The 26,386-nt window shown below is 49.1% G+C and carries 23 protein-coding genes and 2 pseudogenes; 8 read left to right on the top strand and 17 right to left on the bottom strand.

Annotation, left to right across the window (positions count from 1 at the left end):
* Positions 1 to 16 precede the first annotated feature (16 nt).
* From AC2TF6_RS17395 to AC2TF6_RS17435, 9 genes are all read right to left on the bottom strand, one after another.
* Positions 17 to 1,213, bottom strand: coding sequence for an MFS transporter (locus AC2TF6_RS17395; RefSeq protein WP_491307827.1), 1,197 nt, complete (start codon positions 1,211 to 1,213; stop codon positions 17 to 19).
* Positions 1,214 to 1,471: 258 nt separating this feature from the next.
* Positions 1,472 to 3,751, bottom strand: a complete 2,280-nt coding sequence (locus AC2TF6_RS17400) for a COG1361 family protein (protein WP_491307828.1) — start codon at positions 3,749 to 3,751, stop codon at positions 1,472 to 1,474.
* Between the two features lie 32 nt (positions 3,752 to 3,783).
* On the bottom strand, positions 3,784 to 4,962 hold the full coding sequence (locus AC2TF6_RS17405) for an ABC transporter permease (protein ID WP_042228164.1): 1,179 nt from the start codon (positions 4,960 to 4,962) through the stop codon (positions 3,784 to 3,786).
* Entirely contained in the window at positions 4,959 to 5,669 is a 711-nt protein-coding gene (locus AC2TF6_RS17410) for an ABC transporter ATP-binding protein (RefSeq protein WP_302694946.1), read from the bottom strand. The genes AC2TF6_RS17405 and AC2TF6_RS17410 overlap by 4 nt, the downstream gene beginning before the upstream one ends.
* 27 nt (positions 5,670 to 5,696) lie before the next feature.
* The gene (locus AC2TF6_RS17415; RefSeq protein WP_491307829.1) at positions 5,697 to 7,424 is read right to left on the bottom strand and encodes a permuted SH3 domain-containing protein; all 1,728 of its coding nucleotides are present in this window, start codon (positions 7,422 to 7,424) and stop codon (positions 5,697 to 5,699) included.
* A 3-nt stretch (positions 7,425 to 7,427) separates the two neighbouring features.
* Positions 7,428 to 8,114 (bottom strand): hypothetical protein, encoded by a 687-nt coding sequence (locus tag AC2TF6_RS17420; protein ID WP_491307830.1) that lies wholly within the window; start codon positions 8,112 to 8,114, stop codon positions 7,428 to 7,430.
* 164 nt (positions 8,115 to 8,278) lie between these two features.
* On the bottom strand, positions 8,279 to 9,808 hold the full coding sequence (locus tag AC2TF6_RS17425; RefSeq protein WP_491307831.1) for a sensor histidine kinase: 1,530 nt from the start codon (positions 9,806 to 9,808) through the stop codon (positions 8,279 to 8,281).
* Positions 9,795 to 10,523, bottom strand: coding sequence for a response regulator transcription factor (locus AC2TF6_RS17430; RefSeq protein ID WP_491307832.1), 729 nt, complete (start codon positions 10,521 to 10,523; stop codon positions 9,795 to 9,797). The genes AC2TF6_RS17425 and AC2TF6_RS17430 overlap by 14 nt, the downstream gene beginning before the upstream one ends.
* Complete coding sequence (locus AC2TF6_RS17435) at positions 10,520 to 11,062, bottom strand: DUF309 domain-containing protein (RefSeq protein WP_491307833.1); 543 nt, start codon at positions 11,060 to 11,062, stop codon at positions 10,520 to 10,522. The genes AC2TF6_RS17430 and AC2TF6_RS17435 overlap by 4 nt, the downstream gene beginning before the upstream one ends.
* Before the next feature lie 233 nt (positions 11,063 to 11,295).
* Between AC2TF6_RS17435 and AC2TF6_RS17440 the strand changes: the two genes are divergently transcribed.
* The 6 genes and pseudogenes from AC2TF6_RS17440 to AC2TF6_RS17465 form a co-directional block, all read left to right on the top strand.
* Complete coding sequence (locus AC2TF6_RS17440) at positions 11,296 to 11,457, top strand: DUF1540 domain-containing protein (protein WP_218229964.1); 162 nt, start codon at positions 11,296 to 11,298, stop codon at positions 11,455 to 11,457.
* Positions 11,458 to 11,671: 214 nt separating this feature from the next.
* Positions 11,672 to 12,103, top strand: a complete 432-nt coding sequence (locus AC2TF6_RS17445) for a hypothetical protein (protein ID WP_326055684.1) — start codon at positions 11,672 to 11,674, stop codon at positions 12,101 to 12,103.
* The gene (locus tag AC2TF6_RS17450; RefSeq protein WP_009674362.1) at positions 12,100 to 12,375 is read left to right on the top strand and encodes a DUF2653 family protein; all 276 of its coding nucleotides are present in this window, start codon (positions 12,100 to 12,102) and stop codon (positions 12,373 to 12,375) included. The genes AC2TF6_RS17445 and AC2TF6_RS17450 overlap by 4 nt, the downstream gene beginning before the upstream one ends.
* Positions 12,376 to 12,507: 132 nt before the next feature.
* Complete coding sequence (locus tag AC2TF6_RS17455; RefSeq protein WP_491307834.1) at positions 12,508 to 14,409, top strand: glycosyl hydrolase family 18 protein; 1,902 nt, start codon at positions 12,508 to 12,510, stop codon at positions 14,407 to 14,409.
* A 344-nt stretch (positions 14,410 to 14,753) separates the two neighbouring features.
* Positions 14,754 to 15,041: an IS3 family transposase gene (locus tag AC2TF6_RS17460; RefSeq protein WP_491307835.1), complete on the top strand. Its 288-nt coding sequence runs from the start codon at positions 14,754 to 14,756 to the stop codon at positions 15,039 to 15,041.
* A gap of 69 nt (positions 15,042 to 15,110) precedes the next feature.
* Positions 15,111 to 15,569 (top strand): annotated as a pseudogene (locus AC2TF6_RS17465) (IS3 family transposase); the annotation flags it as partial.
* Positions 15,570 to 15,889: 320 nt separating this feature from the next.
* Here AC2TF6_RS17465 and AC2TF6_RS17470 read toward each other — a convergent pair.
* Entirely contained in the window at positions 15,890 to 16,867 is a 978-nt protein-coding gene (locus tag AC2TF6_RS17470) for an alpha/beta hydrolase (RefSeq protein WP_491307836.1), read from the bottom strand.
* The gene (locus AC2TF6_RS17475) at positions 16,864 to 17,496 is read right to left on the bottom strand and encodes a TetR/AcrR family transcriptional regulator (RefSeq protein ID WP_491307837.1); all 633 of its coding nucleotides are present in this window, start codon (positions 17,494 to 17,496) and stop codon (positions 16,864 to 16,866) included. Before AC2TF6_RS17475 ends, AC2TF6_RS17470 begins: the two co-directional genes overlap by 4 nt.
* Positions 17,497 to 18,188: 692 nt before the next feature.
* Between AC2TF6_RS17475 and AC2TF6_RS17480 the strand changes: the two genes are divergently transcribed.
* Together AC2TF6_RS17480 and AC2TF6_RS17485 are read left to right on the top strand one after the other, a co-directional pair.
* Positions 18,189 to 18,890 (top strand): response regulator transcription factor, encoded by a 702-nt coding sequence (locus AC2TF6_RS17480; protein WP_491307838.1) that lies wholly within the window; start codon positions 18,189 to 18,191, stop codon positions 18,888 to 18,890.
* Between the two features lie 6 nt (positions 18,891 to 18,896).
* Complete coding sequence (locus tag AC2TF6_RS17485; RefSeq protein ID WP_491307839.1) at positions 18,897 to 20,339, top strand: sensor histidine kinase; 1,443 nt, start codon at positions 18,897 to 18,899, stop codon at positions 20,337 to 20,339.
* A gap of 74 nt (positions 20,340 to 20,413) precedes the next feature.
* On the opposite strand, the gene AC2TF6_RS17490 is transcribed toward AC2TF6_RS17485, so the two are convergent.
* From AC2TF6_RS17490 to AC2TF6_RS17515, 6 genes and pseudogenes are all read right to left on the bottom strand, one after another.
* Positions 20,414 to 20,767 carry a YxeA family protein gene (locus AC2TF6_RS17490; RefSeq protein ID WP_491307840.1) on the bottom strand — a complete coding sequence of 118 codons (354 nt, stop codon included), beginning with the start codon at positions 20,765 to 20,767 and terminating at the stop codon, positions 20,414 to 20,416.
* Between the two features lie 5 nt (positions 20,768 to 20,772).
* The gene (locus AC2TF6_RS17495; RefSeq protein WP_491307841.1) at positions 20,773 to 22,692 is read right to left on the bottom strand and encodes an FtsX-like permease family protein; all 1,920 of its coding nucleotides are present in this window, start codon (positions 22,690 to 22,692) and stop codon (positions 20,773 to 20,775) included.
* On the bottom strand, positions 22,679 to 23,446 hold the full coding sequence (locus AC2TF6_RS17500) for an ABC transporter ATP-binding protein (RefSeq protein ID WP_042228182.1): 768 nt from the start codon (positions 23,444 to 23,446) through the stop codon (positions 22,679 to 22,681). Before AC2TF6_RS17500 ends, AC2TF6_RS17495 begins: the two co-directional genes overlap by 14 nt.
* Positions 23,447 to 23,686: 240 nt before the next feature.
* On the bottom strand, positions 23,687 to 24,835 hold the full coding sequence (locus AC2TF6_RS17505) for a VanZ family protein (RefSeq protein ID WP_491307842.1): 1,149 nt from the start codon (positions 24,833 to 24,835) through the stop codon (positions 23,687 to 23,689).
* A gap of 121 nt (positions 24,836 to 24,956) precedes the next feature.
* The gene (locus AC2TF6_RS17510) at positions 24,957 to 25,883 is read right to left on the bottom strand and encodes an MATE family efflux transporter (protein ID WP_491311680.1); all 927 of its coding nucleotides are present in this window, start codon (positions 25,881 to 25,883) and stop codon (positions 24,957 to 24,959) included.
* Positions 25,857 to 26,372 (bottom strand): annotated as a pseudogene (locus AC2TF6_RS17515) (MATE family efflux transporter); the annotation flags it as partial. The pseudogene AC2TF6_RS17515 and the gene AC2TF6_RS17510, both read right to left, overlap by 27 nt.
* Positions 26,373 to 26,386: the final 14 nt, after the last annotated feature.

Below are 26,386 nucleotides of genomic sequence, written 5' to 3' on the forward strand. Positions count from 1 at the left end.
GGCCGGACCCGCTGCTTTAGGAAGCTTGCGCGGAATGGTCCGAGCTACGCGTTTTTTTGTAGACCACCTCGATGACAGCAAGACCGAGTAGATAGAAAACGGCGAAGCCGACCGTCATCCAGAGCGCCCGGGAAGTGCCCGCCTGATCCATGACATATCCGATCAACGCCGGGAAAACGGCGCCCCCGAGACCCGCCAGTCCGGTAATCAGACTTGTCACAAGTCGGGCGAGACCCGGAAACGTATGGTTGGCATACACCATCGTAATCGAATACACGCCGGACAGCAGCAATCCGAGCGCGATAATCAGGACATACCCGGTCCAGATGTTTTGCAGCACGATGAAGGCGGCCAGCACGATCAGGCTGCTTGCCATACTAATGAACAGAAACCGGCTGTAGGTCACCTTCCGGATAATCCAGCCCGTGGCGAGACGTCCCAGTACCATCGCGCCCCAGAACAGACCGACGCTGAGTGCCGCAAGGAAAGGCGCCGCGTCCAGGTACGAGATAAAGATGGAAGACAGGAAATTGTTCATGCTTCCTTCGATGCCGCAGTACATAAAAATCATAAACCCGAAGAAAACGAGCAGCAGCCATTTCAGACGGGCCGAAATGTTTTCCGGCGGCGCCATGTTGCTCGCATCCTTCGCGGCGTTGTCGTCGAGATCCGTTTTGGAGTATGTAATAAAGACCCACACTCCCGTCATCGCAAGGGCCATGACTCCCGTAACCACGAACGAGTATCTCCACAAATCCATCGAGATCAGCAGGCTGGAGATGACGGGCATCAGCAGAGCACCCAGGCCGAACGAGACTTCAAGGTAGCTCATCACAACCGCCCTGCGCCCCACAAAAACCTCCATCATGAGCGTCGCCACAATCGTTTCGACGGCAGCCGTTCCGAGACAATTCATAAAATTGATAACCAGCATGGCCGAAAACGGCGGAAGCAACCACATCATAAACTGGGAACCGGCAATAATCAGACACGCCAGCGCCAAAATCTGCTTTTCGCTAAAACGGTTTAACAAAAGAGTCGCCACCGGCACTCCGACCAGAAATCCGATGGAGCCCCAGAAAACAAGCTGGCCTCCCATTGTGTAAGTAACTTCGTAATGCCGTAAAATTTGCGGCAGCACGGAACCGATCGTGGTGATAACCAGTCCCGCCAGAAAATACATGACATAGGATGCCTGCGCAAAACGTTTCAACTCCGACTCACTCCTCTATCGACAGGGCTGTTCTATCCCCTAAGCGCCCGATCGCATTCTGTATAAGCGCCCTCATCCCTACCTTCCGGATTAACGCGTCCTCTCTATGCTAGTAAAGGAAGCGGAATTTTACAACGAAATATTTTTCCCAAAATTATACAATAGGAAAAAATATTTATTATATCACTCTGTGAAGTTTTTTTCCTTGAAAAAACGCCGCTTGTCGGCGGCGTTTTATCGCGATTTCATTTATAGCGGTCAACCCTGAATCGTTTTGATCAGGCGTCTAACGGGACCGTTCGGAGTTTCAATCACTTCGTAGATATTAAAATGGGCGCCGGAGCTGAACTGCTCCGATTTAACATCATTGAAGAAAAACGTCTGCTTGCCGGATACGAGGCGGCCGGTGCCCAGGAACGGAACCGTCTGGCTAGCCAGAGAGCGGTTGTCGGGATCAAGCAATTCGATCTCCATTTTGGAGAAGTTCGAATCCACGATCACCTGCTCTTTACGCGTAATCGTCATGTCCAGAATCAGCTTATACGTGTACTGGGCATCGGTCTTCGTGCTGTAAGTCCAGCCGACCGTGGAATCGTTAAACGCAACCTCGAACGGATAGAACGAAACCGGCCCGCTCTCCGCCTCCGTCTGGAAGGCGACCTTGTAGGAACCGAGCGACATTTTGTTGACGTCCGTGATCGTCATGGCAAGGATTTCCGTCTTGTCCGACGGCGGGATCATGTAGGAGTAGCTCAACACCGCGGCGGTACCCGGAAGAATGCTTGCGGCTGCCGACGACTGGCGTGTGCCCGCATAGACGAGCCCGTCCGGCGTGGTCAGTTCCATGCCGAGCTGCGGCAGATCCAGCGTCTTGCCGGACGTGTTGGTGAACTTGTATTTGGCGACGGCTGTCTGATAGCCGATCTCTTCGTTCTCGTGCTTGTGGAATTCCACAAGCGAAACGCCGAGCCCCGCTTCCAATGCTCCGTTCGGAAGCGGCAGCTTCTCGCCAAGGGTATACGGCTGGGCGGCCGCATAATCGCCGCCTTTGCCGGAATCCGCCTTGGCGAGGGACAGCGCGGCCGCCGGCACGTAGCCGGTCGAGCCGGCGGCCGTGCTCTTGCCGGAGCCGGACGACGCTGCGGCTGCGGAGGAAGAGCCCGCCGAGGCGGTCGCTTTGGCCGCGGAAGAGGCCGCGCTGCCTGCGGCCGTCCCGGCGGACGAAGCGGACGCCTTCGCGCCCAAGGCGGACACGCCGGAGGTACCGGCCGCATCGGCCTGGCCGGTTGATCCGCCGCCGCTCTCGGCCGTAGTCTCCGCCGCCGACTCCTTCGCGAGCAGCAGAAGCTCGATCGCGTCTTTGGAGACGCCCGCCGGCAGAGACGCCGTGTAGCGGTACGACGCGGATTCGCCCGGGGCGAGAAAAGCCGAGGACGGCTTCGCGTCGATCACGCCGTCGACAGTTGCGCGGCTGCCGAACTGGTACACCGCGGACAAATTCGGCAGCCGGACGTGTTCCTTGGCCGTATTGCGGAATTCGACTACGGTCTGCACGGTCGTCCCGTCGGTTTTGGCGTTGACCACCGCGCTGCGGTACGTCAGTTCAAGCCCGTCCCCGTAAACGTATGGGATGGCTTCTCCCACGCCCACGGCAGTCGTTTCATCGGGAACCGGCACAGTCCCGACCGTGAAGGTGCCTCCGCTGTTTTTCGCGCTGAGTACGAGCTTCAAGGCCGTTCCGGGCGATGCGCTGCCCGCCGCGGACGTTTTCACCGTCAGGACGGCCGGCTCCTGCGGTTCCAGGAGGGTATCCGCTCCGCTGACGACCGCAGCCGTGTAGGTGCGGCCCTTGGCGTCCTGCACGGACAGCAGGACATTGTCGTTCCACTTGAGGGCTGTCGATCCCTGATTGACAACCGTCAAGTGGGTGTACAGCTCCTGGCCGCTGTCGCGGTTCCAGCGGATGGAGTCCTGCGCCCGAATCGTCAGCGCAGCGTCCTCAGGCAGCGACGCATCCGCTTCATTGAGCTGAACCCGGACCGGCTTATCCGGGGCGGGAGCCGCGTCGGCCGCAAGCGGCAGGCTGCCGATGCCCGCTCCCTTCGAGATCCCGTCCGAAGCCCAGCGGTTCAGCGAAAGCTTCAAGGTATCGAGCGAAGCCTGCGAGGAAACCTCGGCCGTGTATATGTAGCGTCCCGTCGAATCCGGCCACACCCGGGCGGAGGAAGTTCCGCTGAGCTTAGGGGTGTATCTGCTTCCGTCCGGCGCGTTCACGCTGACCGCAAACGCGTTCAGATCGACGGTTCCGCTTCCTTCATTGTGAAGCAGCAGCGTGAAGTGCAGAGAGCTTTTGCCGGTCCCTTTGGCCAAAGATACGTCTTCGACGGTAAAGTAAACTTTCGGCGATACGAAAATCCCTGCCGCTCCGGCGGAAGCCTTGCCGGTGAAAGGGCCGGACCAGCCGGCGGAAGAGATGGCGACAGCGGCTGTGAGTGTGACGAGCAGTTTAGGGAGCTTATTGCGTTTGTCTTTTTCCACTTCGTTACCTCCTGAGATGAATTCGGGCGGGTTTAATCGGAACGCAGCGCGTCGATCGGATGCAGCTTGGAAGCTTTGTTCGCCGGATAAAGGCCGAATACGACGCCGACCAGCACCGAGAACGCGAACGCGTACACACAAACGTCCAGCGACAGGCGCAAGGTCTGCTCTTTGGAAAAGAGCGGCCAGCCGTACACGATGCCGATGCCGAGCAGCAATCCGAACAGGCCGCCCAGCCCGCTGATGACGGTTGCCTCCACGAGAAACTGCAGCAGAATGCTCCGGCGCTTGGCTCCGATCGATTTGCGGATTCCGATTTCGCGGGTCCTTTCGCTTACGGTGACCAGCATGATGTTCATAATGCCGATGCCCCCTACAAGGAGAGAAATCGCGGCCACGCTGACAAGCTGTTTGGTAAGCGTATCGGTCGCTTTCGTGCTCGCGGCCAGCAGCTCATCCTGATTGATCAGGGTAAATCCCGTATCGGATTTAAATTTGTAAGTGAGATACGACTTCATCGTGTTTTGCGCTTTGTAAATATCGTCACGCGTCGGGGCTTCGATATAGGTCGTCCGGATCGTTCCGAGCTGGAACTGGCGACGCGCCGTCTCCAGCGGCACGAGAATGGAGCTGTCCACGGAGGTGCCGCCGATATTCGAGCCTTTTTCTTTCAGCTGCCCGATGACCGTAAAAGGAATGCCTTCAATGCGGATCGTCTCTCCTACCGGATCGAGCGTCCCGAAATACGTTTTGGCAACCTCGCTGCCGATTACCGCCACTTTGCTCCGGAACTCAAGATCCGACGGGCTTAAGAACCGGCCCGAAGCCACATCGGCTTTGACGATGCTCTGATAACGGTCGTTCGTCCCGATCACATTGGACGTATCCTGCGTGCGGTCCGCTTTGATATGGGCTCCGTTCTTGGTCATCGTCGGCGCGATGGCGCTAATTTCGGGGAAACCCTCGAACTGCATCAGCTCGTTGTAATCCAGCTGAGTGGCGCGGCCCATGCCGTTTACGTTCACGACGAGCAGATTCGTGCCCAGATTTTCGTACTGGGCCTTGATCTTGTCGGTTGTTCCGTTGCCCAGCGCCACGAGCGCGATGACGGAACAGACGCCGATGATCACGCCCAGCATCGTAAGAAACGTGCGGAGCGGGCTGCCGGTCACCGTCTTCATCGCCATCCGGATCAGCTCGGTGAATTTCATGAGGGCACCCCCTGTGCCGCTTGCGGCAGGCTGAGCCGATCTCCCACGATTTCCCCGTCCCGGATCGACACGATACGTTTCGCGCAGTCCGCGATATGCAGATCGTGCGTGATCAGCGCGATGGTATGCCCCTGCCCGTTCAGCTCGAGAATGAGCTCCAGCACTTCCTGCCCGGTCCGCGTGTCCAGCGCGCCCGTCGGTTCGTCGGCCAGCAGCAGGGGCGGCGACAAGGTAAGCGAGCGGGCAATGGCCACACGCTGCTGCTGGCCTCCCGACAGCTCGCTGGGCTTGTGGTGCTCCCGCCCTTTCATGCCGAGCTTCTCCAGCACGGCTCGCGCTTTCTCCGCCCGCTGCTTGGCGGGTATGCCCGCGTAGATCATCGGCAGCTCCACATTCTCGAAAGCCGACAAACGGGGAAGCAGGTTAAACTGCTGAAAAATAAATCCGATCTTGCGGTTGCGCAGTTCCGACAACTGATTGTCCGATAAGCGCTCGGTCTGGACACCGTCGAGAAAGTAGCTGCCGGTCGTCGGAACGTCCAGGAGACCCAGCGTATTCATCAACGTGGATTTTCCGGAACCGCTCGGACCTACGATGGCCACAAATTCACCGGCGGCGACCGATAAATCCAGCTTCTTCAGAATCGTCAGCTCTTGGGCGCCTTGGCGGTACACTTTCGTAATGCCCTGAAGTTCAATCATATTCATGCCAATCACCTCCTTGACCGACCTGCCTTATCTCGTCTGGTTCCCACGCTGACCTCCGCCGCCTTGACCGCTCTGGCCTCCCTGGGTTCCGCCTGGGAATCCACCGCCGCCCGGGAATCCGCCTCCGCCTTGGAAACCTCCTCCGCCCTGACCGCCTTGGCCTCCTTGATACTGCTGCCTGAGCCGGTCGATCTCCTGCTGGGTCATTTTCGTCTGCTGGGTTTTCTGAGGCACCACGACCTTGTCGCCTTCTTTCAGCCCTTCGGTGATTTCCACCTGAGTCGTACTGCGGATACCGATCTTCACCTCGTGCTGCGCCTCCGTCGTACCGTCCGCTTTCTTGAGGGTGACGTACCGCTTGCCCTGGCGTGACTGAAGGGCTTCTGGAGACAGGTACAGGACACCCGTTTTGTTTTCGATCAGAATATTCGCGGTCGCCGTCATGCCGTATTTCAGCTCGTTTGTATTTTTGACGGCCAAAATCACGTCGTAGAACGTCACCCCGTTGGTCGTCGTGCCCATGCTGGAGATTTGCGTCACTTCGCCTTCGAACTTTTTCCCCTGCAGGGAGTCGACCGACACTTCGGCTTTCATTCCGGTTTTAATCGCATTCAGGTCGAGCTCATCCACCTGGATCGGCAGCTGCATCAGATCCATATTCGCCACGGCGCCGAATTCGAACGCGTTTTTGACTTTGGCTCCGGGCGTCAGACTCGCGAGAATGTTTTCTTTCGTATTAACAAAGTCAGTCGAGAACACACCGTCAAAAGGGGCCTTTACAACCAGATCGGCAACTTTGTCCCGGGCCTCCTGCACGGCCAGCTTTTGCTGCTCCAGCGCCGCTTCCTTATCGGAAATGTCGCTCTGGATCGTATCGTTCTCCAGCACCGCCACGCTGGCCCCCGCCTTGACCAGAGTTCCCGACTTGTTCGGAAGTGAAGAAACGGTGCCCTGCACCCCCGCTACGACCGGCGCCGATTTGGCATATTCCAGCGAGCTCTCGGCCACCGCATCCATAGAAACATTTCCGATCCTTGCGGATGCCTTCACTTTCAGTCCGGCATCGAGCGTGCCGTCGTTTTGGATACGGATCTGCACTTCAAGCGCTTTTCCGCCTTTCCCATCGGACTTGGCTGTCTTGTTCACAGCGTCCACCCTGCCTGTTTTGGTTATCGAAAATCCGTCGACGGCCAGGTCGATTTCTTCTCCGCTGCGGAGCTGCAAAGCTTCCTCGTACGGGAAAAGCGCCGAAGCCAGCAGATTGGTCGTATCGTTGACCGTCGCGATTTTTGTATTTTTATTGACGTTCGAGCCGACTTCAATATTGGGAGCGAGCACAAGCTGTCCGCCGATTGGAGCGGAAGTTCCCATATTGGCCTGCTGCCGCCGCAGCTCGGCGATCTGTTTCTCGATGTCCGCCTGGGTCATCAGCGCCTTTTGTAAATTATTTTCCAGTGTCGGACTGCTCAGCTCTACAAGCACGTCCCCCGCTTTAACGGGCATATTCCTCGTAAGATGCATCACTTTAATCGTGGCGTCCGCAGGAGAGACGATCGTCTGTTTTTCTTTCGGCTCGAATTGGGCCGTCCCCGAAACCGTGGAGCGGATATCCCCTTTCTTGACGGCAACCACGACCTCTTGAGCGGCGGCGCCCGCCATCGGCTTTTTAACGGCTCCGAAAGCAAAATAGCCTCCGGCTCCGACCAGCAGAACGCCGGCCAAGCTCATTCCGATTACTTTACCTGACCATTTCATCGTCTATTTGTTCCTCCCTGTGATGGCCGCTGATTTTTGGCGGTTCAACATATGCAGTGTCTGCTGCTCCAGATTTAGTTCCGGCTCGTCCTTAAGCGGCCCGCATTCCGTAGGCCGGAAAGCCGAAGATTCCTCGGCCGGATCTGTCCCTCCGTTAGGAACGCTGTCGTAAAAATAGGGAGCGGTATCGCCGCAGTGCTCCCGGTTTCCTCCGGTTTCGAGGGCGCGCCCCTGTAAACTTCGTTTGGCGTCGTCCGCAAAAACTTTCTCAAACATATCCCTCTGCTTTCCCGTAAGCAGGCGCTTGGCTTCCTCACTCTCCTCCTGCGTCATTTCACCGCGGCCGATGCTGCGCTGAAGGATCCCGGCAAGCTGTTCCGCCTGCGCGGGGGTAAGTGAAAAGCCCGGTTCTTTCCCGACCTCGAGCAGCGTTGCGCAAAACAAAACCAGAAGGCGTTCCCTGCTCGTCTGTATGGCAGGTTCCGTATTCTCCGGGCGGTTCCCGGTTTGAAAGGCGGCAGCCCCGTTTGCTTCATAAGCGGGCTGTGAAGCGGATAATGCTGCCGCCGGTTCAAGCGTACCCGTATGAGGAGACCGGCTGCCCGCAAACGCAAACGTGAACGCAAATGCAAGAGGCAGCAGGCAGGCCGCCCCTATCCAGCGCGAATGAAGCTTTCGGCGAAAACTCATGGCCCCCTCCCCCAACGCAAAAAATCCTGCCCCGAAGGGCAGGATTGGTTTGACGACGGTCCGGCACTTGCTTTGCCTTGCCGCCAATCTCAACCTGTCCCTATGAACAGGATAAGAAAAGGCTTTGATGAAAAGATGCTCGATTTGTAAAAGAAATGTGAAAATCATCCAACAGAGGAATCCGAATCGCCCGGTTTTCCGCCCGGATGCCCGCCGCTTCCGCTTACACGCGCAAACTCCACGTAAAAAGCAGTGCCTTCACCGGGCCGGCTCTGTACGGTAATCCGGCCGTTCATGGCCTCAACCAAATGCTTCACAATCGTCAGACCGAGTCCGACGCCTTCCGTCGTACCTCCGCGGGTGCGGTCGACTTTGTGGAACTTCTCCCAGATCCGCTGGGTTTCCTCCGTCGTCATCCCGATCCCCGTATCGCTCACGGTGAGAACCGCTTTGTCCGCTTTCCGCTCCAGTCGGACCTTAACCGCACCGCCTTCGGGCGTGAATTGAACCGCGTTGTACAGCAAATTGTGCACAATTTGCGCATAGCGGTCGGCGTCGAGGCTGGCGAACAGTCCTTCCCCGGCGGGCACGTCGACCCGCTCGGCCAGCACGAGCCGCTTGCGGGCGAAAATCTCCCGCATCACGTCCAGCACTTCCCCGGTCTGGGCCACCATGTCCACCGGCTTCAGCTCGCGCAGTCCGGCTCCGTTCTGGATGCGGGCCAGATCGAGCAGTTCCTGGACGAGCCGCTCCAGACGACGGACCTCCGACTCGCAGATCCGGAAGTAGTGGCCGTACTTGTCCGGCTCGATGATCCCGTCCCGCATGGCGGAGATCAGCCCTCTGAGCGAGGTCAGCGGGGAGCGCAGCTCGTGGGAAACCTGGGCCAGGAACTCCTGGCGCGTGCCTTCCCACTCCTGGAGCCGGTCGACCACGCGGTTGAAGCTCTCCGCCAGCTCGCCTACCTCGTCCTTCGAGGTGACAGGCACACGCAGGGACAAGTCTCCCTGCTCGATGGCCGAGGCGAGCTCGTTCATCTGCTTCAGCGGGGCCGTCATCCGGCGCGAAATGAAATAAAGCAGCAGTCCGACGGCCAGCAGCGAGAACAGGAGCGGCAGCAGGATGATCAGCCGGATGACCGAGATCGTCTGCCGTATTTCCGCCACGGGTACCTGCAGGAAGACGACGATCGTTTCGCCGCCGATCTGGGCCGGCGCATAGTACGTCAGCAGCGTGTCCATCGGGCGCTTGTCGCCCAGCCGCCTCTCGCTCGGCGGCTCATCGAAGAAGAAGCCCGACTTGCCTTCCAGGCCGCTGCCCAGCGATTTTTCCAAGGTCGGCGGCAGCTTGAACGTCTCGTATTCGGTGGACCCGTTCAGAATAACTCCTTTGCCGTCCACGAGAAAAATCCGCCCGTTCACTCCGCGTGCGACGATGCGTGTCGCCATCCGCAGCTCCCGGGTGGACAGGGTTCCTTCCTGGAATGGAGCCAGCAGCTTGGTTACCTCCACGTAGCCCTTCTTCAGAAATTCCTGCTTGTCTTTGTAAAAGAAATTTTGGAAATACATGTTCCAGAACAAGGCCAGTCCCATGAAAAACAGCACGCACACGGCAAGGAACAATAGAAAGACCCGCAGGTACAAACTGCCGAACCGCCCCCGCCAAAACTCCAGAAGGCGCTCAGCCCTTCTCATGCGCCGTCACCTCGAACGAATAGCCGATCCCCCAAAGCGTTTCGATCCGCCATTCGGGTTGGCTGCCCAGCTTCTTGCGCAAATTTTTGACGTGGGCATCCACCGTTCTCGTGCCGCCCGGAAAATCAAACGCCCAGACGCCGGCGAGCAGATCGTCCCGTGAAAACACCCTCCCCGACCTGCTGGCGAGGAAATAGAGAAGCTCCGTCTCCTTCGGCGTCAAATCGATCCGGCTCCCGTCCAGCTCGACCCGGTAACGGGCGAAGTCGATGGTCAGGGTACCGATGCGGATCGGCTGGGGCAGCGACGGATCGACGGGCGCGGCGGCCGTTTCTTCCGGTTTGCTGCGCCGGAGAACCGCTTTGACGCGCGCGATCAGCTCGCTGGGATCGAAGGGCTTCACGAGATAGTCGTCCGCTCCGACATTGAAGCCCTCCAGCTTGTCGAACGCTTCGCCGCGCGCGGTCAGCATAATGACCGGGACGTCGCAGAGCGGCTTGCTCATGGAGCGGATCGAGCGGCACACGTCGAAGCCGGACCCGTCCGGCAGCATCACGTCGAGGATCACGAGCGACGGATTGTGCTCGCGCAGCAGAGGGAGCACCTCCGACGCGTGATCCACGATCAGCGGCTGGTACCCGGCATGCTCCAGATAGAGGCGGGCCACTTCGGCAATGTGCGGCTCGTCGTCGACGACCGCGATTTTGTCCTTCATCGGTCCTCGCCTCCCTTCCGGCGCAGCTTCCTGGCTTCCAGCTGGCGCGCTCTTTCCTCCACGACATCGCTGCGGTCCCGCAGCTTGTGGCGGTCGATCAGCATGAGATTGCCCGCGTCGCTCGCCGTTCCCCAACCGAATCCGCGCAGAGCGCACTCACGCTTGCACGCTTCCAGCAAGGAAGGATCTACTACGGGAAGATCCAGATCCGCGTACGGCACCGCATCAAGCTCCGCTTCCCGCACTCTTTGCCGCACCCGGGCAACCAGGTCTTCCCCCGCCATGCCGAGACCTTTCAAATCTTCCTCTTTCAGATAAGCAAGAGAACTGCCCAGCATTTTAACGGCCCCCGCCTTGTTCCCTCTCCGTTGATGGTAGAGGCCGACGGCCACCTGGATTAAACCGACCAAAGTTTCCGCATACGGAAGGCCCGGATTTTCTTTCCAGTATTCTTCCAAAATCTCGTGACATTCAAAAAAATCACGGTCCCCGTGAAAATGAACCAAATAATCCAGTACCTCTTTCGGATAATGCTCCATAGTCCGTTTCCCCTCATCCCAAGTAATCGCCGACATCATGCTTTCAATTCCATGTTAACCAAAATACGCGGCATCGTCCAACGTCGCTTTAGACGGATATCCTCAGAGACCGGAACATCGCTAAAAAAACTTGCCGGATGCTCGCAAAATTTAAAATTTTATTGACCGGGCACGTATAAAACCATGCCGAATACGCCCACCCTAATAAAGCTGGAAAAGGGAGGTGAATCCGCATGGCTAAAGATGTTCTGTGTGAAGTAAATTCCTGCAAACACTGGTCCAACGGAAACAAATGCGCGGCCGAATCGATTTATGTCGTGAGCCACCACGGCGGCAATCAGGCTCGTCATTCCGAAGAAACCGACTGCAAAACCTTCGAAACGAAATTGTCCTGATGCTTTCCGGAAAAGAGAGGCCTTTCACAGGCCTCTTTTTTTGTTTTCCTAAAGCCATTGTAACCAATAATGATAATTATTATCAGTGATTGTCGAAATTTTGAGCCTTCCGCGAAAATTTTTATAAAAAAGTGAAACCGTCTACCGCTCCGGCACGTATAGCATGTTTGCAGACGAACATCGTTCGCATAATTATTTAAGGGGGACATATATTTTGAAGAAATGGTTGCTTTTAGTTATGGCCTGCATGCTTACGTTTTCGGTGACTATGCCTGGAACCGTCGAGGCCAAGAAGTCGTACAGCTCCACCAAAAAATCGTATACACCGTCTACAACCAATAAATCCAACGATACAAGCGTGAACAAATCGACACCAAGCAATTCGTCCAAAACGACGTCTACCGCTCCGACTCAAAAACGCGGATTTTTCAGCGGCGGTCTGATGAAAGGCCTTCTAATCGGCGGTCTGGCCGGCATGCTCTTCGGAGGATTGTTCGGCGGCATGGGAATGCTCGGCAACGTACTCGGCTTCATGGTCAACATGCTTGCCATCCTGCTCATCGTAATGGTAATCCGCCGCATTGTCGTCTACTTCATGGACAAGCGTAAAGCCGATAAGCTGAAGGAGAAGCACAACCTGACATGAAACTGACCGAACAGGAAATCACGAACGCATTATGCGTCAACATGGCGCAGCGCAAACAGCTCCACCCTTCCCAAGTCGAGGTTGTCCTCATGTGGGACGAGGATCTCGGATTCTCGGCGGAAGTATTTGCGGAAGGCCGCAATCAGATTCTGATCGAGGCTAACATTTATGAGGCCATCATGCAGTATCTGAGCCAGCAGCAAATCCGCGTTTTCCGCGATCAGATCCAGCTCGATCTCGAAGACGAAATCGTCGCTTATATCCACGAATAGACGAAGAGATTGAAAAAAGCCTTTTCCGGCAGAAGCCGGGGAGGCTTTTTCTTTTTTTATCCCGAAAAACGCAACTAAACGGCCCGGCCGAACGTCAAATAGTAGGAAGATTGATAGAAAGAGGCGTGATAAATGAAAGCAGTGCGTTGGATACTAACAGGAGCCGTCGTCGTCAGTCTTTGCTCCCCCCTGCAGGCTCAGGCGGCGGACAAAACCACGAAATACCGGGTTTACCAGAACAACAAAATCGTAACGGAGCTCTCCGACTACAGTCAGGCCGAGGCCTACGCCAAGCAGTTCAAAAATTCCCACGTCGAAGAAATCTCCACACGCAAGTGGCTTTGGAACAACTTTCCCCGTTATCAGGTGTTTCAATATGATTTTACACAGCCTCAGTGGACGTTTCCTACCCTGGACGCGGCCGTTGCCGAAGCTAAGCGCTGGGGGCATGCAAGCGTAAGAGATTTGCAGAGCGGCGGCTGGGTTTGGAACAACTACCCCAGATACCGTGTTTATCAAGGGGACAGCACGCAGACATCGTGGGAATTCACGACGCTGGCCGACGCAACGGAGGAAGCCCGTAAGTGGAGGCACGCTCATATCATCGACCTGAGCACGAACAAGTGGGTCTGGGACAACATCAGTGCCGCCGACAAAAGCTCGCTCCGTTCCGGAACGCCTGTTTACCGGGTCTATCAGGATACATATTCGGCGCCTGCCTGGAGCTTCGCTTATTTGGAAGACGCCGTTAACGAATCTCTCAAATGGGGAGGTTCCAAAGTCGTCAGAACGACCGACAATGCGGTTGTGCATACGAACGAGGCTTCCTACAAAGTGTATCAGAGCGACAATTTTCTGAGTGAATTCCAGTCGCTGGACGCGGCTGCGGCATACGCTTCCCGCTGGGCACACAGCGAAATCTCTTACAACGGCAAAATTATCTGGAGCAATTATCCGTATTATCAGGTTTTGCAGAACAATACGCTGATCGGAGATTTTAACACCATTCCCCAGGCGCTGGAGTACGCATCCAAATATTCGAACAGCACGATCCGCACCCTGGACCGCAACGTCATCTGGGATAACCTCCGCAAAATGCAGTACTGGGGCTGGACGGGCTCTTCCGCGGCCTCGACCATCCAAGCGCAAGCATCCGGCACCGTCGGACTTGATGTGGTATCGCCTACCTACTTCCAGCTTGCGGATGCGAGCGGCAAAGTCGACGACAAGTCCGAAGCGGCTACGGTCGACTGGCTCAAAAAGCAGGGATTTACCGTGTATCCCCTGATCAACAATCAGTTTAATGCGGAAATGACCTCGGCTTTCCTGGCGAATCCCGCTGCGCAAACCGCCTTCATCCGCCAGATCGTCGACAAAGCCGCCGCTTTGAAAGTGGACGGGCTCAATCTCGACTTTGAAAGTCTGAGCGCCAAAGACCGGGCGAGCTACACTGCTTTCGTCAAGCAGTTTGCGGATGCCGCTCATCAGAAAAAACTGAACGTTTCGATCGATCTGCCGCGGGGAAGCATCAAATGGAACGACAAAACCGCTTATGATCATGAGAAGCTCGCTTCGTACGTGGATTACATCGCCATCATGGCCTACGACCAATATTGGAAAGGCAGCACGGAGCCGGGCTCCGTATCCGGTCTTCCCTGGGCCGAGCAGGGCGTGATCGAATTCCTGAGCTACGGGATTCCGCGGGACAAGCTGATCATGGGCATCCCCTACTATGTCCGTGACTGGACCCTGGATGCCGCAGGCAAGCCTGTAGAGAACAAGGCGATTCTGCTCAAAGACATCCCCGCGCTCATCACGGCCAAGAAAGCCGCTAAAACGTGGGACAACGAGTTCAAGCAGTACCGGGTCGACTATACCGAAGACGGCAAAAAGCACGTGTTCTGGCTGGAAGACAACGACACGGTCAAGCAGCGCCTGGCTATCGCGCGCAAGTACGACCTTGCCGGCGTCGCCGCCTGGCGTCTCGGCTACGACACCCCGCAGTTGTGGGAAATGATGCTGCAGGAGAAATAAAAAAAGGCTGGCACCTTTGATATTATCCCCTTTAAGTAGACAGTGTGTGAAAAGCGCACTATGGTTTACTTGGAGGGGATTTTTCATGGGAGAAATACGGAAGACGTATGACATAGATTTGCCCATTACGAGCGTGAAGGCATTGACGGGCTCAAGGAAAAGAGAGGTACGGTGAGCGGCCCGAGAAAGGGGAAACCGAAGAAGACCCTGACACTGGAGGAAGAAGTTCTGCGGCTACGAGCAGAGAATGCACTGCTAAAAAAGATACGGGAGTTGCAAAGGGGGGAAAAGCAAACCGACGTCAAAGCTACCAAGCCATCGAAGCATTAGCCGGGGAATATCCAGTGAGCTTGCTCTGTCAACTGACAGGGATCGCCCGAAGCAGCTACTACAAGTGGGCGGCCAGGAAGCGAACACCATCGCGTAAGCAGATTGAGGATCAGGCATTGAAAGAGAAGATTCTGGAGTGTCATACGCGGCTTTACGGGATCTATGGGTACCAGCGTGTTCGTGTGTGGCTGAAGAGAACCTACGGGCTGAACGTGAACCACAAACGCGTGTACCGGCTCATGAAAGAAACTGGGGATACGATCACGGATCAGCCGCAGGAAGCCGTATTTCGGCCGGCGTGAAACGACCGTGTTTCGACCAATGTACTAAACCGGGAATTTTGTGCGGCTGCACCGAATAAGAAATGGGTCACGGATGTGACCTACCTGCCGATTGGTGCTCACTTCCTGTACCTGTCGGTCATCTTCGACCTGTACAACAACGAGGTAGTTGCCTTCCGGATCGGCCGGCACAACAACCTGAAGCTCGTCCTGGACACTGTCAAAGTGGCCGTACATAGACGCAAAGTCACGAAGCTCTTGCTCCATAGTGACCAAGGTTTTCAGTATACCCATAAGCACTACCATGCGCTCTTAAAGCGCAAGAAGATGAAAGCGAGTATGTCACGCAAGGGAAACTGCTGGGATAACGCCTGCATAGAAAGCTTCTTCGGACACCTCAAGACGGAATGCCTCCGTCTCCATACCTTTTCGTCCGAAGTTCAACTCACGGAAGCAGTTGAACGTTACATCTATTTTTACAACCACGAGCTTTTTCAAGAAAAACTAAGCAACCTTAGTCCGGTGGAGTACCGAACTAAGGTTGCTTAGGAAAAGCTTTTTTAAGGCTGTCCACTTGACGGGGGTAACTTCAGGTGTCAGCTTTTTTTTGGGTGGAACTAAGTAGAATCTTAGGCGAAATCTCATACACACTCGCTTAATTATGCAAACTACCGTCAATATCTTCAGCAGCTATTATATTAACAAATTAATAAGAACATCTCATCAATGACATTTAAATGTTGGTCACCATTTTATAACCTAAGCTAGTAATAGCCAATGAACAAAAATACTGGCTTACCATTTTATCAAGTGACAACAGAAAAGCCGGTTTTCCCCTACTATAAGGAACACCGGCTTTCATGTCGTTTCTACTCTTTTCCTATATACTTATCCATAAAGCGATCTACTCTTTGGAAATATTCAGTGGGGTAATGATTGATGGCATCGATGTGCTCCGTATTATGCGGGTACCATGCTTCCACATATGGGTCATCTTTTAATGACTCAAAAATTGCTTCTGTATTTTTATAACTAATTTGCTGATCTCCAGTTCCATGAATCAGCATAACTGGCTTGTCTTTCATCTTCTTTGCTGCATCCATAGGAGATACGGAATCAAGATCAATCTTTAAGACCCATTTACCCACCCATATCGATGTATAACTAAATGGAAAAGAAGGTAAACCTGAGAAGAAGGGCAAACCCTCTCTCAGAAATAGACCTGCATTACGAAAAGGACTATCTGCAATTACAGCTTTGATGTCAGCACTTTCACTTGCGGCTAGCAAAGAAGTAGCAGCACCCATTGAAAAGCCAATAACTCCAATGTTATCACCAGCATGGTCTCTGGATTTTAAATAGCTTACAGCTCCAAGCAAATCATATTTTTCATTGAGGCCAAGTGTAATCATGTTACCATCGGATTTACCTTGCGAACTGAGGTCAAATGCCAATACATTATAGCCTTTCGGAACGAAATGCTCTACTAACTTGTTGGTCCGCCCTTTGACTAAACGATTGCTTGTATATCCATGGACGACAATAATCGTCTGATCACTTGCCTTATTGGAAAGACCATTTGCATGAAAGAAGGAACCTCTAATCGTATTATCATTTTTCAAGCTCTTGAACTCAACCTCTTCGTAGGGAGTTTTATCGATATTCAAGTCGTAGCTGACATTCGTGTCTCTAGGATGGTGCAGCAAGGTATCCATTACTTTATAGGATATAAAAAATACTAAACCCACCACAAGCAATAGCACGATCCCTAGAATCAATAAAATTTTCTTCCGTTTTTTCGAACGAACGTTTAATGTCAAATTTGGTTGTAATGATGTTTCACTCATTCAGATTCCCTCGCTTTTTTAGGTTGTGTAGGTGCGAACAAATATAAGGCATGCTCCTTCAAATTTCCCCACTCGGGGTGATGGATAATACTTCCTCCAAGAGTTAAGCCTACCCCATTTAAGAAAGAGATATAGGCGCGAGAGATCATAGCTGGTGAAAAGTTTTTGTTGAATTCCCCCATTAACTGTCCCTTGGCATAGACGCATTCGATAGTATCTGTCATTACTTTTGTACTTTCAAGGACCTTCTGTGTAAGTTCAGGAAACCTTATCCGTTGTCCTAAGACATATTGAACAAGCCGCAATTCATTTGTATAGCAATAGATATGATTGAATTGTTCTTCTACCATGTTCTTAATTAATACGCCCGGTGTCCCCTCTTGTTTGAGACAAGCAAGCGACTTCTCCTGAATATCAGCAAGCGGCTCAAGGACAGCGGCGTTGAATAAAGCTTCTTTGCTAGGGAAATATTGAAAAATGGTTCCAGCAGTCACTCCCACACTCTGCGCAATGAGAGCCGTTGTGGTATTAGAATATCCATTTTCTGCGAACAGGACAACGGCTTCTTTTAGGATACAACTACGCCGCTTCTGTCTTTTTTCTTCATTGATTGGTCTTGCCAAATTCATTCCCACTCTCTGTAGATTTAATTATCATTAATTAAATGATCAATCAATTAATTAATACTATATCTCTAATTACTCATTATTGCAAGAGTGAATTCATCTTACTCATGAGTAGGATGAAATTTCACAAATAAAAACAAGCCAGAGCGCTGCCCAACATGCGCTCCGACTTGTTTTTTTATATTACTTTGTACGAGTACACGCTCCGACTTCTTTAAGTATTTCAGCAGATTTCCCAAAGGTATAAATGTATAAAGTACGCAGCAGTTTCAGCTTCATACTATAATCTGGAAATACATTATAATTGATTCACGCGAACATCTTATCAATGACTGGTACGTGTGAATCAACAACTAGCTATTCCCAATGGATGTATCTGGGACTTACACTTGGAATCATCCAATGGATCTTCATCATCGGGAACATTCGTGTAGCATCGATCTTGACCGCCCTCCACAACCATAGGTACGGATTCCAGCCTGACGATGAACGGCTTTATGGATGAGGTTAAGCTCTACAATTACGCATTGACCGCTACGGAGGTGCCGGGTCTGAATTCATCGAATAAAACAGGGATTTATTCCAATACTTGAAAGTGTTCAGCGGCTTCATGGGTATGAACCGTGAATTTTTTTACGAAAGAGTTAAAGGGTACTTTATAATGTAGATAAAGAGTGTGTTATGGAGGGAAACAAATGGTAAGTCATAAATGGGTTTTAATCATTGACGATGAAGATGATTTAGCGCGTCTGATGAAGACAGTTTTACATAAAGAAGGTATTGCAGACGTTGTAACTGCCGGGACCGTTGCGGAGGGTTGGGAAAAGTTTCAGGAGTATAATCCTGAGCTTATTTTGCTAGATATTATGCTGCCAGATGGAGAAGGATATGATTTATGCAGGAAAATTCGAGAAACGTCAAATGCACCGATCTTATTTATGTCTGCAAAGGATGAGGAAATTAATAAGCTTTTAGGACTGGCGATAGGTGGCGATGATTATATTACTAAACCGTTCAGTCCGAAAGAAGTCGCTTATCGGGTAAAAGCACAACTGAGAAGGGCTGGATTTTCAGAGGAAAAAAAGGCTCCGAAAAGTTTGCAAGTTGGCCCCTTTGAGCTTAGTACCAATGAGACAGAATTAAAAAAGAATGGCGAAGCCGTTGTGCTTACCGCCAAAGAAGTCGGTTTAATGAGCTGTTTTATGCATCATCCGAATCAGATAATAAGCAAAGAAACCTTGTTTGGACAGGTGTGGGGTGAAGATTTTTTGGGTTCCGATAATACAGTGATGGTACATATTCGGCGCTTACGCGAAAAAATTGAGGTAGACCCTTCAAAGCCTTCCTTTTTATTAACGGTTAAAGGGTTAGGTTATAAATTACATACAAAGGGGTGAGACAAGTTGAAATGGAAATTGACACTCCGCTTTTTAAGATCGGTTATGACTATTGTTGTGATCGTTGGTATTGTAAACGCGATTTTGTTCCTTTCCCTATTCTTTATGCAGCTAAAGTATAATATTTTCGGCACTGAAGAAGCGTCTGCAGAAACCTTTAGCCGGACCTTTTCACAATATGTTGAACTACATTCCGGCAAACCGGTTGTGAACGAAGAAGGCCTCAAAAAACTACAAGATATGAGCGCTTGGGTACAATTCTTGAATAACCATGGGGAGCAAGTATCAGCATTTTATACACCTGAAGAATTGCAAACAGAGTATTCCCCTATTGAAATTGTACAAATGTATAAATATAAAGAATTAGATGCAAGCACGACTGTTTTTGTCAGCAAAGCTCAAAATTTTAGTTACTTTTTAGGGATTAAAAATCCGAAAGTAGCCCGCTACGTAACGACCTATGACTATGCTAAAATTTTTAAGGACGTTAATGTTTTTCTTTCCATTTTTTTTATCGTTGATGTTCTTATTGTAATCATCGTTGGATTTTTATTTGGGAAAAAGTTAACTGCACCACTTCATACCTTAATAGATGGTATTCAACAGCTTAGGGAACGACGTTTTAAGAAAATGCCTACACCCAGAGGCGTTTATGAAGATGTTTTTCGTAATATGAATGAACTATCTGAAAAGCTCGATCGACATGAAGAGGAACGTAAGCGTCTCGACCAAATGCGTGAGGAATGGATTAGCAATGTTTCGCATGACATGAAAACACCACTTGCTTCTATTCAAGGTTATGCGGAATTTATAAACGACAGTGCCACAGATTTAACAGCCCAAGAATTACAGGAATACACATCCATTATCAAGAGTAAATCTATGTATATGAAAGATTTGTTAGATGACCTCAACTTAACAATGCTTTTGCGTAATCACCAGCTATCCCTGCAATTTGAAGAGGTGAATCTCGTTCAGTTTCTACGAGAAATGACGATTGAACTTTTAAATGACCTGACATTTGGTGAACGGCAGGTAGAGTTTGAAGCAAATGTGGTTAAAGCCGTGCATAAAGTGGATAAAAAATTACTAAAACGAGCGATCCTTAACTTTATCTACAACGCGCTGGTGCATAACGATGAAAATGTCGTGGTGAAGATTCGAGTGGAAACCATTCATCCAAAATATGGACAAGAGCACCCGTCCGGCAGCCTATCTCCAGGTCCGGAATTTCATACCCAAATTTCGATTTCTGATAATGGCCATGGTATTCCAGCTAAAGATCTGGAACAGGTTTTCGAACGCTACTATCGGGGTACAAATACGGCAAGCAAGCATGGTACTGGGTTAGGAATGGCAATCGCAAGAGACATTATTTGGGCTCATGAGGGGAAACTCGATTTGAAGAGCGTTGAACATATTGGAACCACCATTACTATCCTTTTATAATACAATTGCCTTACTTACTCATTAGGCAGAGAAAAGGGCTGTTCTTTTTTGGAGACAGCCCTTCTTCAATTTCATTAGTTTTTTTGCGCCTTTTGCGGAATATCCTCTAATTTCACTTCATCGTATGAGGATACTTGATCGCCTTTTTTTACATACATTTTCAAGTAGGCTCCTTTACGAAGATTTTTTTGTGCATTAAATTCAAGCGGAATTGTTTTACCTTTGGCATTTGTAGCATCTAGTGTATACGAATAGGAGGTCATCACTGTACCATCGCTCAGTTTATATTCATGGGGTTTCCCGTCCTCTGTTATTTGTAAATAGTAACTTTCGGCATTGAAGCGATTGAAGTCAATTTTAGCTAGAGCAAAGACACCTACAGCTCCTATAACAAACAAAATACCCATAGTAATTAGAAATTTTCTCATCTCAATCATCCTTCTGTTCTATTATTTAGTGTGATAATACGATTGTAAGAAGCTACGGTTAAGAAATAATACAACCCGTAAATTACGGTATAAGCAATCATCCAGAGCAACACAGGTTTTGCTAAATCTATCATCAGTAGACTAGAGAATGCTTTTAAAGCCACTACACTGTGCAATAACCCTACTGCCAACGGTACAACAAAGATAACGAATACCTGTGACGCAATGGATTTTCTCATTTCTTTTGCACTGACACCCATTTTATGCAGCATATTGTACTGTGATTTATCTTCTTCTGCCTCTGTTAAAACTTTAAAGTAAATGATACTGCCTGTTGCAGCCAGAAATACGAGGCCAAGGAAACTTCCGATAAAAAGTAGAGAACCCACACTTTCCAAGCTTGTTTGGTAATCTTGAGGAGCACTGGAAAATAGCGCTTCTTCAGGTAATTGGTTTGCAATTTTTTTAGATAAATCTACAGAGGCATGATCTACTCCAAGAACACGATAGTGTAGCACTTCTCCATCATTTCGCAATACTTTATACTGGTCATCCGAGACCACCACTGTTATACCTGCTGTGCCTCCATTCAATACGGTTTGTGTTTTAAAGCTTTGGAATGTGAGTAGATGGCCGTTTCCTGTTGTTATCGTTTTTCCTGTATATATAGGTGAGAACCTCTTATCATATCCGATATCTAAAATAACCGCGTAGCCATCATTTACATTTAATTTTTCTTTATGTTGTACACTTGCTAATTTGTTGTATGTTTTTTCATCGATAACTGTATATCCTCTTTTATCAGAGCTATCGAATGTTGATGGCGAGTTTAATTCTTTCGTATGAAACGTAATGGATAGTGCTTCGATATTTTCATCGTATTTTGTATCTGATAGTACAGCACTCACTTGTTTATCAATTTCTGCATCTGTTGATTGATACATAAAGGTATTCGGATTAATAGTTTTCGCCGAGTCATTCGTATTGTAATAAAGACTATACACCGCTCCACCGGCAGTTACTGTCGTAGCACTTAACACGGCAATCACAGTTAATGTACGTGCATTCCCACGGATACGATAGAGCAGTTGCGAAATGGTTATTACATGAAGGCCTTTCCACAGCCACTTTTCATTTTTCTTAATCATTGCTAACACAAAGCCAGTCACACTGTGGAACAATAAAAATGTACCCATAATAACCGTTGTTAAAATAATTAATACGGTCATGAGAAATCCAACTTTTTCCCATACCTTAGAAGTGAAAAGGTCCTGCATCGCCAACCAATAACCCAAGACAATTAGTAATACTCCAAGAACAGCTACTATCATAGATGATTGGGGCGCCACTTCTCCCTTTTTCGAAGCATGAAATAAATCAATCAGCTTAAATTGATAAATCAAACGATAGCCTTGATACGATGTCACTAAGAAAATAACCAGAAATACGATAGCAGTGTTCATCGCTGCCGCCGCTGAAAATGTAAAGGGTGCTACAACGTCATAACCCATTAAATGAATCAAAATCGTCATAAATCCTTTTGAACAAAGGAACCCAAGTACAATCCCTACTACTAAAGAGAATAATCCTAATAATAAATTTTCAAAAAAGAGCATAAAGCCTATTTGACGATTACGTACACCCAGCAACGCATACAATGCCACTTCTTTTTTACGTTTTTTCATAAAAAATGAATTGGAATAAGCTATAAATATGAAAACGAAAAAGATGAGAATGACTGCCGCCCCACTCATTAGTGAACCTAGTTTTTGGGATGAAGCCGTCTGTTCTGCTATCGTATCACTATATTTTAATGTCACAAATGTAAAGTAAATGATGATACTAAACACCATCGATGCAATGTATAAAAAATATTGAGAAAAGTTTCGTGCTATATTTCTTCTTGCTAGACTATATAACGTCATCTACCTCACCTCCAATTGCTGCATGAACATCTAAGATCTCTTGGAAGAAGGCTTTGCGTGTCTGATCACGACGATATATTTCTGTTGAAAATGAACCATCCTTGATGAAAATAATCCGGCGGCAGAAGCTTGCGGCAAATGCATCATGGGTCACCATCATAATGGTCGAATTGTTATTTTCATTTAAAGTACTTAAGCTTTCCAATAAATCTGTTGCTGATTTGGAGTCAAGCGCACCTGTCGGTTCATCAGCCAAAATCAGTGCAGGCTCTGTCACAAGCGCTCTAGCGGCAGCGGTTCTTTGCTTTTGACCACCCGAAATTTGGTAAGGATATTTTGTCAGTAAATCTTCAATACCAAATACTTTAGAGATCTGAGTCACGAGGTGATTGATTTTCTTCGCTGGAATTTTAGCAATCGCCAGAGGAAGCAATATGTTTTCCTTTACAGTCAAAGAATCGAGTAAATTGTAATCTTGGAAGATGAAACCGAGATTATCACGTCGGAAGTCTGCCAAAGCTGCTTCCTTCATGTCATGAATACTCTTGTCCTTCATATAAATCTTCCCTTCAGTTGGAGAATCAATGGTTGCTAACAAATTTAGCAAGGTTGATTTCCCCGCTCCGGAAGGTCCCATAATCCCTACAAACTCACCTGCATGAATGTCAAAAGACACGTTTTCTAACGCTGTGTAAGCAGCACTTAACTTCCCGTACACTTTTTTTATATTTTCTACTTTTAATAATGGTTCCATTCATTTCACCTCTTAATTTGCTGATACTTATACTATAGGCTGCGAACCTTACAGCAAATTCATACCAACCTTACAACAAGCTTAAATCCACAAAAAAAAGGGTACCCCGTAGCCATTTAAGACTACGGGGTACCCTTTTGCTATTGAATAGGATTTAGGTGAGTGTTTTGAGCGGGCGCTCCGTGGGGACTTTCTCGGCAATCTTCTCTAAAAATAACAAAAAGGAATCGCCCTTCTGCATTATTTTTTTCTGGTTGTATATAAATCAGAAGCTTCATCAAAGTAAAAACGGCGTTTTTCTTTGCCAAACACGACTAATACAATATGGATGAACAACACGATCGTTAAAGTGATAAAGGTCAATCCAGCACCTAGCGTTAAGAATACAGATGCCTTATAAAACGGAGAATCCATTGATATTTCCACGTTATTCAAAGTATTCGCAATTGCTGTTGTGAAGTACATCGCGTAAATAGCACCAAAGCGTTTAAATAATCGCTTGTTTGTTTCCACTCGACTTACTTTACTGTCATAGCGATAGCGCATAATTTTCGTACCGACTGTCGATCCGTTCCAAATCCATGGAATAATAAAAAATGTTACAGAAAGTGTAATTGTACTCGCAATAAATTCACTAATCATATTAACGTTGGTCATACTCAACACAACTTTAACTACCATGTTGCTGATAAATAGATCAATAATAACAGCCAGCAACACAGACATCCCTCTTACTTCATCAAGAGCCAATAATCTTTCTGCTTTCTCATTAATTTTCTTTTTTGATGGGAATAACGCCAACACAGCTGGAGCAATAAAGAAACCCAGTACCCCGCCAGTAGTATTCAACAATAAATCATCCACATCAAAAATACGATAAGGGCAATTATAAATCCCGTAAATGCCGGTTACCTGTGTTACCTCATAAAATAATGTTAATAAGAACGTGATTCCTAGAGCTTTCTTCCAGTATTTCTTGTCTTGAAAAAAGTATCGCAAATAAACACCAAAAGGTAATAATAGCAAGAAATTGAAAAACGCTTGATAGAATGATGGTTGGTTAAATAACAGTCTATAAGTTGCAGGCTGTGATAACACGATACCACTATTCCCAAAGGTGTCCACTATAAATTGAAATGGCAGAAGTGAATAATGTTGTGTACCCGGTTTTTGTAGCGAACAAGTATTGCGTATTTCTGGCAAAGGCAATAATACTAAAAATAACGCGGCTAAAAAGTAAAAGATAAATGAAAATGAAATTAATGTGGTAGAAAATGGCAGAAAATTATATTTTCTATATGTATAAATGAGCCATGGGATAACTAAGGCAAATGTTAAAACAACAAAAAAGATCGCTGCCACAAAGATTGGTTGAGTATATGCTGACATTGTTTCTCCCTCCTTTATAGGAACTTTGATATTCCGCCCTTAATTCACTCACTAAATTTATTTAGTATTAATATTTACCATAAAACTGATTCTAATTCAAATGGAGTTGGAACATTTTATCCTATTTAAGGATCCTGTAATGTTGGCATTCATTTAATGTAAGGTTCGCATTATCTTTTGTCCTGAGCCTCGTAAATTCTTTTCTGACCATAACAACAGTCCAGAGCACAATAATGGCATCAATCGCAAGCGAACCAAAATAAATGCCGGAGACTCCCATCATTTTAGGTAAAATCAGCATGACCGGTATATAGAAAACGAGCTGTCTCGCAATTCCGATAATGGCTGCCGGTTTTCCTTTATTAATAGAAGGGAAAAATGTCATTGCCATAAAAATCATCGACAATAGCGGTAAAATAGCCATGTGAATTCGGAAATACATCGATTGTGTTCCCGTAAATACTTGATCCGGCAACATGAAGCCCAGAATCATTTCGGGAGCGGCCATGGAAAAGATCCAAAAAGGCAAGGTCAACAGCATGGAGGCAACGGTAAATATTCTGTAGGATTTTATAACTCGCTCATATTGCCCAGCGCCGTAGTTTATACCAATGACCGGCTGCAGTGCACGCATTAAACCAAAGATCGGCGTAAGTAAAAAAGTAAACACACGATAGACCACGCCATAAAAGGCAATATCCAGCATCGTACCAAATTTAGCAAGTGCGTTGAAAACGACAACCCCCTGCACCAGACTCATCACATTCATAATTAGCGAAGACAAGCCCAGTCCAATGATCGATTTGACAGTGGCGGCATCCCTATAAATGGAGAAGACCTTTGTTTTGAAGGAAGCGAAACCTTTGCCAAAGTAAATCCAGCCCAGAAGCGTGTAGACAAACATGCTGATATTGGTTGCCCATGCGGCCCCTTCTACACCTGAATCAAGAACTACCACCAGAATATAGTTGAACAAAATATCTGCCGCCAGACCGACTCCCATCATGACGGCCGCGGACTTCATCTTTCCTTCCCCTCTTACAATCATGTTGGCTGCCAGACCATAGATCCAGAAAAACGAGCCTATGACTGTAATTCTAAAGAAACGGTCCCCCAGGAATAACACTTCGCCTTCTCCTCCCATCATCCTTATTAATTGAGTGGAGAATAGCAGACCCAGTATCATATAAATCACGGTTACGATAAGGGAAAGATAGTTGACATGCCCGAGCAACCGTTCCTGTGTGTGCTTGTCCTATCGGCCGATGGCCATACTTAATACTGAGCCGGCGCCAACCCCGATTAAGGAGCCTAAACCGACACTGATCTGGGTTAGAGGATAGGCTACGGAAACCCCAGCCAGAGCGCTTTCTCCGATATAACGACCTACAAAAACGGCAGCAATGACCGCATTTAATCCATAGAGAACCATGGCAATAATCGCCGGCCATGATAATTGGAGCATGACTTTCCACAGATTTACATTCAAGATGAAATACTGCTGTTTTCCTTTTTCATCTACGGTTGTTTGACTCATATAAAGTCCTCCTA

This window comes from Paenibacillus sp. JNUCC 35, from assembly GCF_058269095.1.